Raw genomic sequence first — 17,644 nt, forward strand, 5'->3', positions numbered from 1 at the left:
GGAAGGCAACGCTCAATCGATGAGTGCGGAGGGCAAGGGTCGGGTGACAATGTCGGCGGCATCCACATCCGTCAGCCCGATCAGCCGCAGCAGGGTCCGGGCAACCTGCTCGGGTGCTGCTTCTTCCAACCTTCCAGCGCGCATCGCGGCCAGCAGGCCGACCGCCGCGCCACAGACGGCGAGAATGCCAGCATCACCATTCAGTGATGTGAAGCGACCGCTCTCTGCTCCCTGCCGCAGGTCGCGGGAGAAACGCTGGCCAAGCCCCCGTTCAAGCAGCGAAACCGAGATGGGCTGGTTCAGCAGGAAGTCCGCCCAGGAAGGCTCGGCCGCCAACTGGCGGAAGGTCAATCGGATCGCGGCAGCGACCATTTCCGCCGGGTCCTTCAGGATGGCGATGCGCCGGTCCACCGCGTCACCAAAATGGTCCAGCAGCCCCTCCATCACGGCGGCGTGGATTTCCTCCTTCGAGCGGAAATGATTGTAGAAGGAACCGAAGCCGACATCGGCGGCATCGGTGATCTCCTGCACTGTCGTGGCTTCCAATCCCTTGCGGCCCATCACCTCCAGAGCAGCCTTCAACAGGCGCTCGCGCGTGTCGTTACGGCGACGTTCCCGCCGCGATACCGGCTTCTGGTCCGCCTCTGCCACGATTTCCGGTGTCCTGTCTGTCATCTGCACTGCCTCCAGGGCCGGCCGGACTCCGTGCCCGGCTGCCGCATCGAATGAAATCACTTCAAGATCGATGAAATCATCAGTTTCGATGAATGCCATTATCACATGTCTGCCCCATCGGCAAATGGGGAGACAATGGACTACATCGATATTGACGATATCATCAGAATTGATAAATCATTCTGGTGTTCGCAGATGGAAACCACGCGGATCGCCATCGCTCGATGGCTGGTCAAGGCGAACACGCAATCGATTGGAAAGGACAGGCCGATGCTGCTGCGTGCTGCATTTGCTGCCGGCGTGCTTGCATTCGCCCTGCCATGGGCCGCATTCGCCGCCGCAACAGACAAGGATGTGCAGGTTGCCGGCTCGGTGCTGGGCTTCACCACAAGGCCCCTCATGGGCACGGTCCGGGTCGGGATCATCTATGCCCCTGACAGCGCCGCCTCGACCAGCGAGCAGCAGGAACTGCTACGGCTGCTGGGCGTCGGTCTGAAGGTTGATGATGTGACACTGGTGCCGCTGGCGGTACCTCTCGACAAGGCCGAGGGCGCCAGTGTCGACATGTTCTTCGTCACCGGCGATCTGGGCGACGAGGCGGCGCGTCTTGCCGCCACCGTGCGCAGCCGCAAGATGCTGTGCCTGACCACCGATCTGACGCTGGTGCGGACCGGGGTCTGCACCATCGGGGTGCAGTCCGCCCCGGTGGTGAAGATCACCGTGAGCAAGGAGGCCGGACAGGCCACGGGGGTCAGCTTCGCACCGGCCTTCAAGATGATGATCTCCGAAATCTGACGCCGCCAGCACGCGCCGCCCGTGTCCCCTGAGGATTGCACCATGAAACTCCGCTCCGCCCTGCTGGCCGGCATCGCCCTTACGGCGACCACCACGGCCTCGGCCCAGTCCATCGACTACAGCCGCATGGAAAGGCTGTTCCGGGAGCCGGTCACGGCCTCGGCCACCGGTTCACCACAGAAGGTCTCCGACGCCCCGGTGAATATGCAGATCATCAGCGCCGACGATATCCGCCGGTCCGGTGTGGACAATATCCCGGACATGCTGGCCTTTACCGCCGGTCTGGATGTCCGCCGCTACGGCTTCGGTCATGCGGAGGTGGCGGTGCGCGGCTATAATCAGCAATTCAGCCCGCGCCTGCTGGTGATGATCAATGGCCGTCAGGTCTATAACGACATCTACGGGTATACGGTCTGGTCGACACTGCCGGTCAATCTGGCGGATATCCGTCAGATCGAGGTAATCCGGGGACCGAACTCGGCCCTGTTCGGCTTCAACGCCGTCGGTGGGGTGATCAACATCATCACCAACGACCCGCTGCTGGACGACAGCAGCACGGTCACCGTGCGCGGCGGGACCGGCGACCATGTCGAGGCCGATGCCAGCGTCACCACCCGTATCGGTCAGATCGGCGCCGTCCGCCTGTCTGTCGCCCGGCAGCGGGCTGACGGCTTTGGCAACGAAAAGACCGTCATGACGCCCGAACGCGACATGGTCGCCCTGGATAGCCGCTTCAAACTGGCCCCGACGGTGGAAGCCGCACTGGAGGGCACGGCCAGTACCGCACGCTATGCCGATACCGCCAGCACCACCGGCGCCCTGTCCGAAAAATACCGCACCAATTCCGTCAAGGCCGGCCTGGCCGCCGGCACGGAAATCGGCCTGTTGGGCCTGACCGCCTATCGCAACGAGGTGCATCAATCCTCCGGCCCCACCGCGATGAACAATGTCGTCTATGTCGTGCAGGCCAGCGACCAGTTCAAACCGGCAGCCGACCACACGCTGCGGCTGGGCCTGGAATATCGCAACAATTCGGGCTCATCCCGGCAATTCTTCGCCGGTACCATCGGATACGAGGTCTATGCCGCCAGCGCCAACTGGAACTGGCAACTGACACCCTCGCTGGCCATGAGCCATTCGCTCCGCCTTGATCACCTGCGGCTGACCGACAGCGGCACATTGTCCGCCGCCAATGACCGCTATTCCCTGGCGGATTATGACGCGGCCGATCTGACGGAACCCAGCTTCAATTCCGGGCTGGTGTACCGGCTGAGTGCGGATGACAGCCTGAAACTGGCGGTGGCGCGCGGCATCCAGGCGCCAAGCCTGATCGACCTGGGCATGCAGGCGACGCTGGAAACAAAAAATGGTCGTGTCGCCTTTCTGGGCAATCCGCACCTGACCGCAGCATCGGTGATGAATTACGAGGTTGGCTATGACCATCGCCTCAATCCGATCGCGTCCACCATCCGGTTTTCACTGTTCTACCAGACCAACCGCGACCTGCTTTGCAACCCGGTCAACATGCCAGTGGCTGCCGATGCCCAGACCAGCTATGCCGCCAATATCGGCGACAGCAATGCGGTCGGCGGCGAGATCGCCCTGACCGGCGCCAGTGGGCCTTTCCGCTGGAATGCCAGCTACGCCGCCATCAGCATCGATGATGATTTCATGGCAGCTCCCGGTGCCGGTGATGGGCTGGGATTGATGCGGCACGCGAATGGCACGCCACGTCATAAACTAACCGCCGGCGGCGGCTACACGGTGGGCGCCTTGGAGGTCGATGCGCAGGCCCGGTGGCAGTCCGCCTATGTCGACTATGTCCGCATCGGTCTGCGCGCGGCGCAACCGGAACGTATCGGCAGCTTTCTCACCCTCAATGCCCGCATCGGCTACCAGATCGCCGAGGGTGTGACGCTGGCCGTGACCGGGCAGCAATTGAACCAGGCCCATCAGGCCCAGACCCCGACCTTTCCGGTCGATCGCCGCCTCTACGCGAGCGCCTCGGTCAGATTTTGATCCGCCGGCCCGACACCAAGGACAAACGTCATGCACGCCCCCTTTCTCCGCGTCGCAAACTGGCCCTTCGCTGTAAAGTTCAGCGTTGCCCCCACCGTCGCCCTGCTGATGACGATGGTGCTGGCTGTCATCGGCTCCCTCAGCCTGCGCCAGCAATCGGCCAGCCTGCACCATGTGGTCAATGACAGCATGGCCGGGATCGAACTCCTGTCCAGCAGCCGCGACGGCATGCTCGAAATCAACGGCAGCCTGCATCGGCTGCTGGCCCTGACCAGCGCCAGGACCGAGACTCTGGACGCCGGTCAGGAACTGGCCCGGATCAATAGCCGGATCGACGGGGTCGCCACCGATCTGCTGCGTTTTCGCGACCATCACGCGTCAGATGAGCAGAAGCCACGCGTCGATGCCCTGATCCTGCGAGTGGGTGAGTATCGCGACGCCGTCCGTTGGGTGGCGAAGATGCTGATGATCGACTTCAACGCCACGGTCTCCTTTCTGCAACCGTTCGATGCCAATTTCCGCGCGCTGAATGATGAACTGGCGAACCTGGTCGCTTCGGAACAGGATGCCGCGCAGCAGCGGGCCGTACTGTCTGAGCAGACGGCAGATCGGATCAGTTGGGTGTTCGCACTGGCCACGGCAATCGCCGTGATCGGCACCGTGGGTGTGAACGTGGCGGTAACCAGCGGTGCCGTGCGCTCCATCCTGGAGATCGCCCGTGTCACCCGCCGACTGGCCGATGGCGTCACCACGATCGACATCAAGGGTCTGGAACGTCGGGACGAATTGAGGGCGATCGTTGAATCCCTCGCCGTTTTCCGCGACGGGTTGAGCCAGGTACAGTCCCTGCAGGTCGCCCAGGCCCGTGCGGCGGAACTGGCGGAGCAACGCCGCAACGCGATGGTGACGCTGGCACGGAATTTCGAGGCCGGCGTCAGTGACATCATTGACGGCTTTGTCGCAGCCACCACCCGCATGCGCGGTTCCGCGTGCAGCCTGTCGACGACAGCGGAACGGACAGCCGATGAAAGCCGCAAGGCGAACCTGTCCGGTGAACGGGCGTCTGAGAATGTACAGCGTGTGGCCGCCGCGTCAGGCCAGTTGAACATGTCCATCACCGCCATCGCCGGTCAGGTATCACACTCCGCCGCCATCGCCGATCAGGCGATAAGCGATGTTCGGCGCAGCAATGCCTCGGTCGAAGATCTGGTTGCCGTGGCCCGCCAGATCGATGAGGTCGTCGTGCTGATCAGCGGCATCGCGGGACAGACCAATCTGCTGGCCCTGAACGCCACCATCGAGGCCGCCCGCGCCGGGGAAGCCGGCAAGGGCTTTGCCGTCGTCGCGCATGAGGTCAAGCAACTGGCAGGCCAGACAGCGCGGGCGACCGACGACATCCGCGCCCGCATCGGCCATATCCAGTCGCTGACCGGAACCACGGCGACCATCATGTCGGATGTGGTCGAGGTCATTGCCAGTATCCGCGACAACACCGGCGCCATCGCCGCCGCCGTCGATGAGCAGCGGGCGGCCACCAATGAAATTGATGGCAACGTGCATCAGGCCGCCGCCAGCGCCCTGGCTGTTGCCTCGGCCGTGGGCGTCGTGTCGAACGCCGCCGGCGAGACCGGGAACGCCGCTGTGGAGGTGCTGAACGCCTCCGACCAGCTTTCGCGTCAGGCGGAGCGGTTGAAAACCGAGGTTGACCGTTTCCTGATCGCCATCCGCGAAGAATAGCCACGTCCTTCACCGGTCAATATCTACACCTTCGCCGCCAAGGGCGAGCATTCCCCAAAATTCCAAGGAGATTGTCCATGATCACACATCGCATGGCGGCGATAGGCCTTATGGCCCTCTGCCTGTCCGGCTGCGGGGAAGAGACGCCGCAGCCTGCCCCCGTCCGCCCTGTCCGTGCCATCACCGTGGAGAAGCCAGCCGAGGGCGAGACATTGTCGTTGACCGGGCATATCCGGGCGGAGGTGCAGACCAGCCTTGCCTTCCGCACCGATGGCCGTCTTTTGGAGCGGATGGTCAATGTCGGGGATAGCGTGCGCGCCGGTCAGGTGATCGGGCGGCTGGATGCGCAGATCCAGCGAAACCTGCTGCGCCAGGCCAAGGCCGACCTTTCGGCGGCGCAGGGCCAGCTGGTTCAGGCCCGCAACGATTTCGAGCGCCAGCAGAAGCTGCTGGCAGACGGTTTCTCACCGAAGGCGCGGTTCGACCAGATGCAGCAGGCCCTGCTGACCGCTGAAGCCCGCGTGGAATCGGCACGGGCCCAACTGCGCAATGCCGAGGAGCAGTTGAGCTTCACCGAATTGCGGGCCGACGCCGACGGTACGGTGACCGCTATCGGCGCCGAGCCCGGCGAGGTGGTGGGCGCCGGACGCATGATCGCGGAGGTGGCACAGCATGGCGGCCGCGACGCCGTCTTCGACGTTCCGGCCCACCTGATCCGCACGGCGCCACCCGATCCCCATGTGGAGATCACGCTGGCGGACGATCCGCGCATCACGGCCCGGGGCCGCGTGCGCGAGATCGCCCCCCAGGCTGACGAGGCAACACGCACCTATCCGGTCAAGGTCGGGCTGATCAATCCGCCTGCCGCCATGCGGTTGGGTGCCACCGTCACCGGGCGCGTGATTCTGCCGGCTCCCGCCGGCATGGAACTGCCGGCCAGCGCCCTGACCAGTGCGGAAGGCCAGCCGGCCGTCTGGGTGGTGGAACCGCAGACCTTTACCGTTGCCCTGCGCACGGTCCAGATCGCCCGCCACGACCCGGCCGCGATCATCGTCGCACGCGGGCTTGAAGCAGGCGACATCGTCGTCACCGCCGGTGTGCAGGCGCTGCATCCCGGCCAGAAGGTCCGCTTGCCGGGAGATGCCAAATGAAAAGCTTCAATCTTTCCGAATGGGCGATCGGCAACCGTTCGCTGGTCACCTATTTCATGGTGGCCTTCCTGATTGCCGGTATCGGTGCCTATCTGCAACTGGGGCGCAACGAGGACCCGACCTTCACCATCAAGACCATGGTGGTGCAGACCCAATGGCCGGGCGCCTCCGTTACGGACATGTCGCAGCAGGTGACGGAGCGGATCGAGCGCAAATTGCAGGAAACGCCGGGCCTGGATTACCTGCGCAGCTACACCTCCGCCGGCCGGTCGACTGTCTTTGTCCATCTGAAAGGCTCCACCCCTGCAGCCCAGGTTCCGGACATCTGGTATCAGGTGCGCAAGAAGGTGGATGATATCCGCGGGGCATTGCCGCAAGGTGTCATCGGCCCGGGCTTCAATGACGAGTTCGGCGACACGTTCGGCATCGTCTATGCCTTCACCGCCGATGGATTCAGCCACCGCGAGCTGAAAGACCATGTCGATACCGTCCGGTCACGCCTGCTGGAACAGCCGGACGTGTCGAAGGTGGAAATGCTGGGCGCCCAGGATGAGCGCATCTATGTCGAGTTCTCGACCGAGCGCCTAGTCGGCCTCGGCATCGACCGCGCCGCCATCATCGCAGCGCTGCGGGCACAGAACGCCGTGGCGCCGGCCGGTATCGTCGAAACCGCGCAGGAAAAGATCCTGGTCCGGGTCAGCGGCGCCTTCCGATCTGAAAAGGACATTCTGGCCGTGAATTTCATGGTCAATGGCCGGATCGTGCCCCTGAGCGACATTGCCAGCGTGAGGCGGGGCCCCTCCGATCCGGCGCAGCCGATCTTCCGCGTCAATGGCAAGGAGGCCATCGGCCTCGCCATTTCCATGCGCGATGGCGGCAATGTCCTGGAACTGGGACATCATATTCAGCAGGCCATGACGGCCATCACGGCCGAACTGCCCGTGGGGATCGAGCCTGTCCTGGTAGCCGAACAGCCGGCCACGGTGGAACATGCGGTTGACGAGTTCATGAAGGCGCTGTGGGAAGCCGTCGCCATCGTGCTTGCTGTCAGCTTTGTTTCCCTGGGCATGCGCGCCGGTGCCGTGGTGGCCCTGTCGATCCCGTTGGTTCTGGCCGTCGTGTTCCTGGCCATGAGCTTCTTCGGTATCGATCTGCAGCGCATCTCCCTGGGCGCCCTGATCATCGCGCTCGGCCTGCTGGTCGATGACGCGATGATCACGGTGGAGACCATGGTGCATCGGCTGGAACAGGGGGACACCAGGCAGCGGGCGGCCACCTTCGCTTATACTTCCACCGCGTTTCCGATGCTTTCCGGCACGCTGGTGACGGTGGCGGGCTTCGTGCCCATCGGCTTTGCCCGCAGCATGGCCGGGGAATATACTTTCTCCATCTTCGCCGTTGTCGCCATCGCCCTCGTCGTCTCCTGGTTCGTCGCGGTCATTTTCTCACCCCTGCTGGGCGTCTGGATGCTGAAGGCACCGAAGAAGCACCATGACGGCACGCCTGGTCCGATCATGCGGCTGTTCCGCCGACTGCTGCTGGCCGCCATGGGTGCCCGCTGGACCACCATCGGCGCGACGCTGGGGATGTTCGCCCTGGCCCTGGCCGGCATGCAGTATGTTCCGCAGCAGTTCTTCCCGGCGTCTGACCGGCCGGAGCTGCTGGTCGATCTGAAACTGCCGCAGAACGCCTCCTCGCAGGCGACCCGCGATGTGTCCGCACGACTGGATCAGGTTCTGGCCAACGATCCCGACGTGGCGCATTGGAGCACCTATGCCGGCCGGGGCGCCGTGCGCTTCTACCTGCCGCTCGACCCGCAACTGCCCAATGATTACTTCTCCCAGCTGGTTGTCGTCACCAAGGGGCTGGAACAGCGGGGTCAGGTCAAGGCCCGCCTGGAACAGGTGCTGGAAGCGGAGTTCCCGGAACTGGTGGCGCGGGTCTATCCGCTGGAACTGGGGCCGCCGGTCGGCTGGCCCCTGCAATATCGGGTCAGCGGCCCCGATCCAGACCGGGTGCGTGACATCGCCTTTAAGGTGGCCGGAATCATGGCGTCGCATCGCGATGTCCGCAAAGTGAACTATGACTGGCTGGAACCGGCACGCACCGTCAATATCCGCGTCGATCAGGATCAGGCACGCCTACTGGGCCTCAGCTCCGAAGCCCTGGCGCAGTCGATCAACGTTGTGGTCACCGGCTCGACGGTCACGCAGGTCCGCGACTGGATCTATATGATCGACGTGGTGACCCGCGCCTCGGCCGAGCAACGCATGTCACCGGCCACGATCCGTACCCTTCAGGTGCCGCTGCCCAACGGTCGGACCGTGCCGCTGGGGCAGTTGGCCAGCGTGGAATATGGTCAGGAATATCCGCTGATCTGGCGCCGCGATCGCCGACCGACCTTGACGGTGCAGGCCGACGTCACCCCCGATGCGCTGCCCGCCACCATCGTCAATGCCCTGGCACCGCAGATCGATGCGTTCAATGCCGGGCTGCCCGACGGCTATACCGTGAAGGTTGGCGGCAGCGTGGAGGAAAGTGCCAAGGCCGAAGCGTCGGTCATGGCGGTAGTGCCGTTGATGCTGTTCCTGATGCTGACGGTGCTCATGATCCAGTTGCGGAGCTTCAACCGGCTGCTTCTGGTGCTCAGTGTTGCGCCGTTGGGCGTCATCGGTGTGGTGGCGGCCCTGATGGCATCGGGCAAGCCGATGGGTTTCGTGGCCATCCTGGGGGTCCTGGCCCTGATCGGCATGATCGCCCGCAATTCCGTCATCCTGATCGACCAGATCGAAACGGAGAAAGCCCAGGGTCGCCATCCCTGGGAGGCGGTCGTCGAAGCGACAATGCACCGTTTCCGCCCGATCCTGCTGACGGCGGCGGCGGCCATCCTGGGGATGATCCCTATCGCCCCGACTGTGTTCTGGGGGCCGATGGCCTATGCCATCATGGGAGGATTGGGCGTGGCCACGGTGCTGACGCTCGTCTTCCTCCCCGCTCTCTATGTCGCCTGGTTTGGCATTCATTGTCCAAAGACGACGGGCGACGCGCCAGCAGAAGCGGCGCCAGGACTGGAAGTTGGGGTGGTTCCCAAATGACATGCTATCGAGTCAGTCACATTCTTTGGATTGACCTGCTCCCCTGATTGTTTCCAGCTGTAAGTAGGCACCTCTGGTTTATTGACACTGACCCGGAAACGACACCAGTTGGACTGAGAGTCTCGCGGCTTCATCGGCCGGGGTTAACCCCGACCGATGAAGCAAATTCGGCGGGCGTCTGGTACCCCAGGGATGTGTGAGGACGGGTGTAGGCCCGCCGCCACGCCTCGATCTTGGTCTGGGCGTCGATGTTGAAGATGCGCTGCAACTGGTGGAGACGACCGAGATATAGAAAGTGACGGCGGCAGGGCGGGCGGGAATGTCCGGAAACGATACCCCAAGCGCGAAAACCCGCCTGTCCGGTTCCGGCCCCCACTTTCCACTCTACCGCAACGGCAAAAACACCTCCGCCACCGCCTCATGCTCCGGTACTTCCGGGAAGAACCGCAGGCGCTGGCAGTAGAGCGGGAAGTCGCGGGTTTCTTCGCCGCTGGCGGGGAGCCAGTCGCGGTAGAGGTAGAGGGCGGCGGGTTCGAGGTTGTGGGTGTGGCCCATGACGCGCAGGACGGCACAGCGGCCGCCGGGGATCAGGCCGGGCTTGACCGCCGGATCGTCGGGCGGGATCGGGCGGTCGGTGCCGACGCACAGGTCGACATGGTAATCGGCGGGGTTGTCCGGTCGGCGTTCGGAATGCCAGACATTGAAGGTCTGGCTGTTGCCGGGATGCAGCCCGTGGGCGCGACGCCAGGCGATGAAGCGCTGGATGCTGGCGCCCAGGGTGGCCGGGTCGCCGCGATGTTCGATGATGGCGACGGGCGTGGGCGGCACGTCGCGGATCGTCACGTCGGCGGGCGTGAAACTTTGGTGCATCAGCAGGCTCCGTGCATGGTCGAGCGGGTCGAAGGCATCCAGCCAGGGTTGCCAGTCGGGCGATTTGCGGAAGTCGGAAGGGGATTGCCGGAACCGTTGCCGGAAGGCGCGGGCGAAGGCGTCCGGCGCCTCGTACCCCGCATCCAGGGCAATCGCCGTCACGCTGTCCCCCGCGCGATAGGCCAGCCGGAAGGAGGCGCGTTTCAGGCGGCTCAGCTGGATATAGCGGTGCAGCGACAGGCCGAAACTGGCCGTGAATTGCCGGTGGAAATGGAATTTCGAGTAGGCGGCGATGCCGCTCAACCGCTCCAGATCAAGGTCTTCATCCAGATGCTGGTCGATATGATCCAGCACCCGCTGCATCCGGGCCTGGTGACGTTGAAGCGCCGGCGTCATGGGGGTCCTTTGGGGTAGGGGGTCAGGGCCACCTGGCCCTGACCCGTCAGACCCTAGCGTGCGTCCATTGTCGCCCGCTCGACCGATCTTGCGGTTTTGCAGGGCCGCTATCGCACCATGGCCAGTTCCACCGCCGGCCGCATGGCGATGGCGGCGGTGTAGCCCAGCTGGATCAGTTCTTCCGCCCGCTCGAATTCCAGAATGCCGATATGGCCGATGCGGGGCGTGATCAGCACGTCGGGCGGCTCCCCCGCCAGGCGCGACCGGGTGATGCGGTCCTGCATGATGTCGATGGAACTGGCCATCACCTCCAGGATGCCGGGGGCGGGAGCACGCGGCGGCTTGGTGAAATGGGTGTGGAAATGGTGCCGTGCCGTCTCCCCCACCTCCGTCAGCTTGGCGGCCAGCTTGGCCAGCGGCTTGGGCACGGGGCGCGGTGCCGGGGCGGGTTCCGTCTCCACATCCACAGGATGTTCGGGCAGGGAGACATTGACGGGGCCCAGCTGCGCCTTGGACAGGCGCGGCATCTGCGACAGGTCGCCATTCAGGTTGATGGCGATCACCACCTCGGCGCCTAAGGCCCGGCACAGCGACACCGGCACCGGATTCACCAGGGCGCCATCGGCCAGCCACATGTTCTGATGCGGCACGGCGGGGAACATGCCGGGGATGGCGGCGGATGCACGCACCACGTCCAGCAAATGCCCCTCGCGCAGCCAGACCTCCTTGCCCGTCGACAGGTCGGTGGCGACGGCGGCGAAGGGGATGGGCAGCGACTCGATGGGCACGTCGGTTCGCTCATTGCGGAACCGCTCATAGGCCTTCTCCACGCTGACCAGCCCGCCGCGCGAGAAGGTGACGTCCAGCAGCTTCAGCGCGTCCAGCATGCCGAAACCCTGGGCATATTCCTGCAACTCGTCCAGCAGGTCGGTCAGATAGGCGGCCCCCACCAGGGCGCCGACCGAGGTGCCGGCGATGACGTCGGGCTTCAGCCCGAATTCCGCGAACGCGCGCAGCACGCCGACATGCGCCCAGCCGCGCGCCGCCCCGCTGCCCAATGCCAAACCGATCTTCATGCTGCCTGAACCTGCTTTACTTTGCCTGCGACCGCGCGGAACCTTGCGCGACCCCGGCCGAAACGGCAATACATCCATGGGAATTTGCCAAAAGGAAGATCGATGCGCGCCGTGATCGCCCATCTGCTATGGCCGCTGCTGGTGGCCATATGCATCGCCGGCTATTGGTACGGCACGCAGGTGGGCCATCCCGTGCTGGCCTTCAACGCGACCTATTTCGGCCTGGCCGTAGCGCTGCTGGTCCTGGAACGGGTGATGCCGTACGAGCGGGAATGGATGAAGAGCGACGGGCAGCTCCTGAACGACATCGCGCACACGGTGCTGAACAAGGGGCTGGGTCAGGTGGTCGCCGCGTCGGTTGCCATGCTGGGGCTGGCACAGGCGGGGCCGGCATCGGCGTCGGGTTTCTGGCCCGGCGACTGGCCGCTGGCCGCCCAGGTGCTGCTGGCCATGATCCTGGGTGAATTCGGGCTCTATTGGGCGCACCGCACATCCCACGAATTCCGCGCCATCTGGCACTGGCACGCCATCCATCACAGCGTCACCAAGCTGTGGATCGTCAATACCGGCCGCTTCCATTTCCTGGACAGTATGTGGAAGACGGCGTTCGCGCTGACCATCGCCGGGCTGGCCGGCGCGCCCAAGGATGTCATCGTCTGGGTGCTGGCCATCACCACCTATGTGGGTTTCCTGACCCATTGTAACGTGGACATGCGCTGCGGCCCGCTGAACTGGGTATTCTCCACACCGGAACTGCATCGCTGGCACCATAACCGCGATCCCGTAGAGGGCAACGTGAACTATGGGGAGAATTTCATCCTCTGGGACATGGTGTTCGGCACCCGCCACCTGCCGTCCGACCGCAAGCCGCCGGTCGATATCGGCTGCAAGGATGTCGTGCCCGACAGTTTCCTGGGCCAGCTGGCCTATCCGTTCCGCGCCTGGGCCCGGCGCGACTTCTTCAACAAGAAGAAGGTGGCGTAACATCTCCATCATCGAACCGTCACATGGACGCAAGACCATGCGGCGTCGTTTGTGCTATGGCGTGAAGGCTTTGTTCTCGTAGGGGGATTCCCGATGCGCATCGCCGTCATCGGCACCGGCTATGTCGGTCTCGTTTCAGGTGCCTGTTTTTCCGAATTCGGCGTGGACACGGTCTGCGTCGATAAGGACCAGGGCAAGATCGACCGGCTGCTGCGGGGGGAGATCCCCATCTATGAACCCGGCCTGGAAGCCCTGGTGGAAAAGAACGCCAAGGCCGGGCGCCTGTCCTTCACCACCGATCTGCCCAGTGCCGTGGCCGGGGCAGACGCCGTGTTCATCGCGGTGGGTACGCCCTCTAGGCGCGGCGACGGCCATGCCGACCTGTCCTATGTCTATGCGGCGGCGGCGGAGATCGCGGCGGCACTCGACCCCGACGATTACACCGTCATCGTCACCAAGAGCACGGTGCCGGTGGGTACCGGCCGCGAGGTGGCGCGCATCATCCGCAAGACAAGGCCCGAGGCGGATTTCGACGTGGCGTCCAACCCGGAATTCCTGCGCGAGGGTTCGGCCATCGAGGATTTCATGCGCCCCGACCGCGTGGTGATCGGCACCGACAGCGACCGGGCGCGCCAGGTGATGCGGGCGCTGTATCGCCCGCTGTTCCTGATCGAGACGCCGATGGTCTTCACCAGCCTGGAGACGTCGGAACTGATCAAGTACGCCGCCAACACCTTCCTGGCCGCCAAGATCACCTTCATCAACGAGGTGGCGGACCTGTGCGAGAAGGTGGGGGCCGATGTGCATGACGTGGCCAAGGGCATCGGCCTGGATAACCGCATCGGCAAGAAGTTCCTGCATCCCGGTCCCGGCTATGGCGGCTCCTGCTTCCCCAAGGACACACTCGCCCTGGTGAAGACGGCACAGGATCACGGTTCCCCCCTGCGCATCATCGAAACCGTCGTCGACATCAACGACAAGCGCAAGAAAGCCATGGCAACCCGTGTGGTCGCCGCCTGCGGCGGGTCGGTGACGGGCAAGCGCATCGGTGTGCTGGGCGTGACCTTCAAGCCCAATACCGACGATATGCGCGACGCCCCGGCGCTGGACATCATCCCGGCTTTGCAGGCGGCCGGTGCCACGGTGGCGGCCTATGATCCGGCCGGCATGCATGAGGCGGGCCGGCTGCTGCCGGGTGTGGAATGGGCGGCGGATACCTATGCCGCCCTGGATGGGGCCGACTGCGCCCTGGTCCTGACGGAATGGAACGAATTCCGCATGCTGAACCTGTCCCGCGTGCTGAAACTGATGAAGGCGCCGGTGCTGGTCGATTTGCGCAACATTTTCAATCCGGAGGATGCGGAGATGGCCGGCTTCGCCTATCACAGCGTCGGCCGGCCGGGCCGGGTGAAGAAGACCAAGGGCGAGGCGCATTGAGGGGGCATCGCCCCCTCAAATCCCCTGACCGCCCGACACCTCGATCCGCTGTGCGGTGACCCAGCGGTTGGCGGGGGAGAGCAGGGACGCGATCATCGGGCCGATATCGTCGGGCACACCAACCCGGCCCAGCGCCGTCATGTCGGCGAAGAACTTGTTGAATTCCGGCGTGTCGCGCACGGCCCCGCCGAAGAAATCGGTCTCGATGGCGCCCGGGGCCACGATGTTGACGGCGATGCCGCGGCCGCCCAGTTCCTTGGCCATGTAGAGTGTCAGCGTCTCCATCGCCCCCTTCACGGCGGCATAGGCGCCCCAGCCGGGCGCCGACACCCGCGTCAGGCCCGACGACAGGTTGACGATGCGCCCGCCATCGGCGATCAGGCCCAGCAACGCCTGGGTCAGGAAGAACGGGCCCTTGAAATGCACATCGACCAGCTTGTCAAACTGCGCCTCGGTGGTCTCCGCGATCAGGGCATGGTCGCCATGGCCGGCATTGTTGACCAGATGGTCGAAACTGTCCCGGCCCCAGGTCTCGCGCAGTGCCCCGCGCAGCCGTTCGGCGAAGGCGGGGAAGGTGGCGGCGGCCCCGACATCGAGCTGCAGGGCGACGGCCTTGCGGCCCAGTGCTTCGATCTCCGCAACAACCTTTTCCGCCTCATCGCCGCGGCTGTGATAGGTGATGATGACGTCGCCGCCCTGGCCGGCGATGGCGAGCGCGGTATTGCGGCCCAGGCCGCGGCTGGCGCCGGTGATCAACGTGATCATGATGCAACTCCTTCATTTCGTGGGGCTTTCTGCTGTGGTCCGCCCCGGTTGCCGATGAAGGCTTTATAAGCCCGCACCCCGGTTCGCGTCGTTGCCGGAACCTGGGTGTTATTTGCCTAATCCTCCAAATCTGAAATTGCGCGATCGGGATGAATGGCGCAGGATCGGGCCATGAGTGACGCCCTTCTCCAGACCGTCCGGCGCTATGTGGAGGCGCATGCCGATCAGACCGGCATCGCCCGAACCCCCATCGCCGGCCTGACCACCATCCGGTCCACCACGCCCAGCGGGCTGGTCCATGCCGTCCAGCATCCGATCGTCTGTCTGGTCCTGCAGGGGACCAAGCAGGTGACGATGGGCGCGCAAACCTTCAGTTTCGGTGCCGGCGACAGTTTACTCATCACTGCCGATGTGCCCATCGTCAGCCAGATCACGACGGCCAGTGCGGCAGCGCCCTACATGTCCCTGGTCCTGGACCTGGACATGGCCATCATCGCCGAACTGGCGGCGCAGATGGGGGAAGCGGGGGAGGGGGACGGCGGACCCGTTCGTGTCGACCCCACGGATGGCGAGGTGGCGGAGGTGGCCCTGCGCCTGATGCGGCTGCTGGACCGGCCGGCGTCGGTGCCCGTGCTGCATGCACCCCTGGTGCGGGAGCTGCATTACTGGCTGTTGTCCAGCCGGCATGGGGAGGCGATCCGCCGCCTGGGCTGGCCCGACAGCCATGCCGGCCGCGTGGCCCGTGCGGTGGCGCTGCTGCGGGCCGACTATGCCCAGCCGCTGCGGGTGGAAAGGCTGGCGGCGGTGGCGGGGATGAGCCCTTCGTCGTTCCATCAGCATTTCCGCACCGTCACCTCGCTGTCGCCCCTGCAGTTCCAGAAGCAGTTGCGCCTGATCGAGGCGCGGCGGCGCATGCTGGCCGATGGCGTGACGGTCAGCAGTGCCGCCTTTGCCGTGGGCTATGAAAGCGTGTCGCAGTTCACGCGTGAATATCGCCGCATGTTCGGTCTGCCGCCGGCACGGGAAACGGAGGTGGTAAGGAACATGGTCGCAGCATAAAGCGTTTTGGGAGCTGGGCTGCGGTCGGTAATGCCGGGAGCGCCACTACCTGTGCGTGTTGATCCAGGCTACCCCGTCCGGGCCGTTCAACAAGCTGGCGGGCGGTCGCGGCTTGTGCTTTGCTGCGCCCATAAACCTCTTAACCAACCCTTGTTCAGGTGACGGAATCATGACCCTGGCGCATAATTTCCACCCCACGGTCCTGCGCGAATACGATATCCGCGGCATCATCGGAAAGACGCTGACCACCGACGATGCGCGCGCCATCGGCCGCGGATTCGGCACCATGGTGGTGCGCGCCGGGGGCAAGAAGGTGGCCATCGGCTATGATGGCCGCCTGTCCTCGCCCGACCTGGAGGCAGCCGCCGTCGAGGGGCTGAAATCCACCGGCCTGCATGTGGTGCGCATCGGCCTGGGCCCGACGCCCATGCTGTATTTCACCACTCGCCATCTGAAGCTGGATGGCGGCGTGATGATCACCGGCTCGCACAACCCGCCCGACTATAACGGCTTCAAGATGATGCTGGGCAAGGCGCCGTTCTATGGCAGCCAGATCCTGGAGATCGGCAAGATCGCGGCGGCCGGCGATTTCGCCACCGGTACGGGCAGCGAGGAGACGCTGGATATCCAGGACGAATATGTCGACCGGCTGGCCCAGGATTATGACGGCACGAACGACCTGAACGTCGTCTGGGACAATGGCAATGGTGCCGCCGGCGAGATCCTGCGCCGTCTGGTCAAGAAGCTGCCGGGCAAGCACACGCTGCTGTTCGATGATATCGACGGCAATTTCCCCAACCACCATCCCGACCCGACCATCCCGGAGAACCTTGAGGACATCATCCACAAGGTCGCCGAACTCAAGGCCGACCTGGGCATCGCGTTTGACGGCGACGCCGACCGTATCGGTGCCGTGGATGAGAAGGGCCGCATCGTCTGGGGCGACCAGCTGGTGGCCATCTATTCCAAGGATGTGCTGAAGGAACATCCGGGTGCCACCATCATCGCCGACGTCAAGGCCAGCCAGACGCTGTTCGACCAGATCGCCAAGCTGGGCGGCAAGCCGCTGATGTGGAAGACCGGCCATTCGCTGCTGAAGGCCAAGATGGCGGAGACCAACAGCCCGCTGGCCGGCGAGATGTCGGGCCACATCTTCTTCGCCGACAAATATTACGGTTTCGACGATGCGCTCTATTGCGGTGTCCGCCTGCTGGGACTGGTGTCGCGTCATGGCAAGCTGTCGGTCTTGCGTGACGAGCTGCCCGAGGTGCTGAACACCCCGGAAATCCGTTTCCAGGTCAGCGAGGAGCGCAAGTTCGCCGCCGTGGACGAGATCAAGGCCCGCGCCAAGGAAGACGCCGCAGCCGAAGGGGCGGAGGTCAACGATATCGACGGCGTGCGCGTGAAGAATGCCGATGGCTGGTGGCTGCTGCGCGCGTCCAACACCCAGGACGTACTGGTGGCCCGCGCCGAGGCCTTCAGCCCCGATGGGCTGGAACGCCTGAAGGCCACCATCAAGGGCCAGCTCGCCAAGAGCGGCATCGCAGCGCCGGCTGATTTCTGATGCGTGCCGGGCGGGGGATGG

Annotated in this window: 13 protein-coding genes; 9 read left to right on the forward strand and 4 right to left on the reverse strand. The window is 64.6% G+C overall.

All coding sequences use genetic code 11. The annotated features are described in order from the left end of the window. Positions 1-12: 12 nt before the first annotated feature. A complete protein-coding gene (locus AC1Q7F_RS02695) occupies positions 13-675 on the reverse strand; it encodes a TetR/AcrR family transcriptional regulator (protein WP_492503529.1) in 663 nt (220 codons plus the stop codon). A gap of 135 nt (positions 676-810) precedes the next feature. Here AC1Q7F_RS02695 and AC1Q7F_RS02700 point away from each other — a divergent pair, with 135 nt between their 5' ends. The 5 genes from AC1Q7F_RS02700 to AC1Q7F_RS02720 all read left to right on the forward strand — a co-directional run bounded on the left by AC1Q7F_RS02700 (position 811) and on the right by AC1Q7F_RS02720 (position 9,472). Further along, entirely contained in the window at positions 811-1,470 is a 660-nt protein-coding gene (locus AC1Q7F_RS02700) for a hypothetical protein (protein WP_492503531.1), read from the forward strand. A 42-nt stretch (positions 1,471-1,512) separates the two neighbouring features. Then, positions 1,513-3,489 carry a TonB-dependent receptor plug domain-containing protein gene (locus tag AC1Q7F_RS02705; protein WP_492503533.1) on the forward strand — a complete coding sequence of 659 codons (1,977 nt, stop codon included), beginning with the start codon at positions 1,513-1,515 and terminating at the stop codon, positions 3,487-3,489. A 30-nt stretch (positions 3,490-3,519) separates the two neighbouring features. Beyond that, positions 3,520-5,226 (forward strand): methyl-accepting chemotaxis protein, encoded by a 1,707-nt coding sequence (locus tag AC1Q7F_RS02710; protein ID WP_492503535.1) that lies wholly within the window; start codon positions 3,520-3,522, stop codon positions 5,224-5,226. A 77-nt stretch (positions 5,227-5,303) separates the two neighbouring features. Beyond that, positions 5,304-6,377 (forward strand): efflux RND transporter periplasmic adaptor subunit, encoded by a 1,074-nt coding sequence (locus tag AC1Q7F_RS02715; RefSeq protein WP_492503537.1) that lies wholly within the window; start codon positions 5,304-5,306, stop codon positions 6,375-6,377. Continuing rightward, entirely contained in the window at positions 6,374-9,472 is a 3,099-nt protein-coding gene (locus AC1Q7F_RS02720; RefSeq protein WP_492503539.1) for an efflux RND transporter permease subunit, read from the forward strand. The genes AC1Q7F_RS02715 and AC1Q7F_RS02720 overlap by 4 nt, the downstream gene beginning before the upstream one ends. A 384-nt stretch (positions 9,473-9,856) precedes the next feature. Here the strand turns inward: AC1Q7F_RS02720 and AC1Q7F_RS02725 are convergent, their stop codons facing one another. After that, positions 9,857-10,738 (reverse strand): AraC family transcriptional regulator, encoded by an 882-nt coding sequence (locus AC1Q7F_RS02725; RefSeq protein WP_492503541.1) that lies wholly within the window; start codon positions 10,736-10,738, stop codon positions 9,857-9,859. Between the two features lie 107 nt (positions 10,739-10,845). Next, positions 10,846-11,814: a patatin-like phospholipase family protein gene (locus AC1Q7F_RS02730; protein WP_492503543.1), complete on the reverse strand. Its 969-nt coding sequence runs from the start codon at positions 11,812-11,814 to the stop codon at positions 10,846-10,848. Positions 11,815-11,916: 102 nt separating this feature from the next. Here AC1Q7F_RS02730 and AC1Q7F_RS02735 point away from each other — a divergent pair, with 102 nt between their 5' ends. Then, positions 11,917-12,798 (forward strand): sterol desaturase family protein, encoded by an 882-nt coding sequence (locus AC1Q7F_RS02735; protein ID WP_492503545.1) that lies wholly within the window; start codon positions 11,917-11,919, stop codon positions 12,796-12,798. Positions 12,799-12,891: 93 nt separating this feature from the next. After that, positions 12,892-14,235, forward strand: a complete 1,344-nt coding sequence (locus tag AC1Q7F_RS02740; protein ID WP_492503547.1) for a UDP-glucose dehydrogenase family protein — start codon at positions 12,892-12,894, stop codon at positions 14,233-14,235. Between the two features lie 15 nt (positions 14,236-14,250). Here AC1Q7F_RS02740 and AC1Q7F_RS02745 read toward each other — a convergent pair whose 3' ends face one another. Further along, on the reverse strand, positions 14,251-15,000 hold the full coding sequence (locus AC1Q7F_RS02745) for an SDR family NAD(P)-dependent oxidoreductase (protein WP_492503549.1): 750 nt from the start codon (positions 14,998-15,000) through the stop codon (positions 14,251-14,253). A 171-nt stretch (positions 15,001-15,171) separates the two neighbouring features. On the opposite strand from AC1Q7F_RS02745, the gene AC1Q7F_RS02750 reads away from it, so the two are divergent. Both AC1Q7F_RS02750 and pgmG read left to right on the forward strand, forming a co-directional pair. Beyond that, complete coding sequence (locus tag AC1Q7F_RS02750) at positions 15,172-16,059, forward strand: AraC family transcriptional regulator (protein ID WP_492503551.1); 888 nt, start codon at positions 15,172-15,174, stop codon at positions 16,057-16,059. Positions 16,060-16,228: 169 nt separating this feature from the next. After that, entirely contained in the window at positions 16,229-17,623 is a 1,395-nt protein-coding gene (pgmG, locus tag AC1Q7F_RS02755; protein ID WP_492503553.1) for a phosphoglucomutase/phosphomannomutase PgmG, read from the forward strand. Positions 17,624-17,644: the final 21 nt, after the last annotated feature.

The sequence above is a fragment of the Niveispirillum sp. GW835-FHT14G11 genome (assembly GCF_058793615.1).

What these genes read in the sequence shown, in the direction of transcription:
- AC1Q7F_RS02695 (WP_492503529.1), bottom strand. Translation starts at nt 675, where the DNA reads ATGACAGACAGGACACCGGAAATCGTGGCAGAGGCGGACCAGAAGCCG.
- AC1Q7F_RS02700 (WP_492503531.1), top strand. Translation starts at nt 811, where the DNA reads ATGGACTACATCGATATTGACGATATCATCAGAATTGATAAATCATTC.
- AC1Q7F_RS02705 (WP_492503533.1), top strand. Translation starts at nt 1,513, where the DNA reads ATGAAACTCCGCTCCGCCCTGCTGGCCGGCATCGCCCTTACGGCGACC.
- AC1Q7F_RS02710 (WP_492503535.1), top strand. Translation starts at nt 3,520, where the DNA reads ATGCACGCCCCCTTTCTCCGCGTCGCAAACTGGCCCTTCGCTGTAAAG.
- AC1Q7F_RS02715 (WP_492503537.1), top strand. Translation starts at nt 5,304, where the DNA reads ATGATCACACATCGCATGGCGGCGATAGGCCTTATGGCCCTCTGCCTG.
- AC1Q7F_RS02720 (WP_492503539.1), top strand. Translation starts at nt 6,374, where the DNA reads ATGAAAAGCTTCAATCTTTCCGAATGGGCGATCGGCAACCGTTCGCTG.
- AC1Q7F_RS02725 (WP_492503541.1), bottom strand. Translation starts at nt 10,738, where the DNA reads ATGACGCCGGCGCTTCAACGTCACCAGGCCCGGATGCAGCGGGTGCTG.
- AC1Q7F_RS02730 (WP_492503543.1), bottom strand. Translation starts at nt 11,814, where the DNA reads ATGAAGATCGGTTTGGCATTGGGCAGCGGGGCGGCGCGCGGCTGGGCG.
- AC1Q7F_RS02735 (WP_492503545.1), top strand. Translation starts at nt 11,917, where the DNA reads ATGCGCGCCGTGATCGCCCATCTGCTATGGCCGCTGCTGGTGGCCATA.
- AC1Q7F_RS02740 (WP_492503547.1), top strand. Translation starts at nt 12,892, where the DNA reads ATGCGCATCGCCGTCATCGGCACCGGCTATGTCGGTCTCGTTTCAGGT.
- AC1Q7F_RS02745 (WP_492503549.1), bottom strand. Translation starts at nt 15,000, where the DNA reads ATGATCACGTTGATCACCGGCGCCAGCCGCGGCCTGGGCCGCAATACC.
- AC1Q7F_RS02750 (WP_492503551.1), top strand. Translation starts at nt 15,172, where the DNA reads ATGAGTGACGCCCTTCTCCAGACCGTCCGGCGCTATGTGGAGGCGCAT.
- pgmG (WP_492503553.1), top strand. Translation starts at nt 16,229, where the DNA reads ATGACCCTGGCGCATAATTTCCACCCCACGGTCCTGCGCGAATACGAT.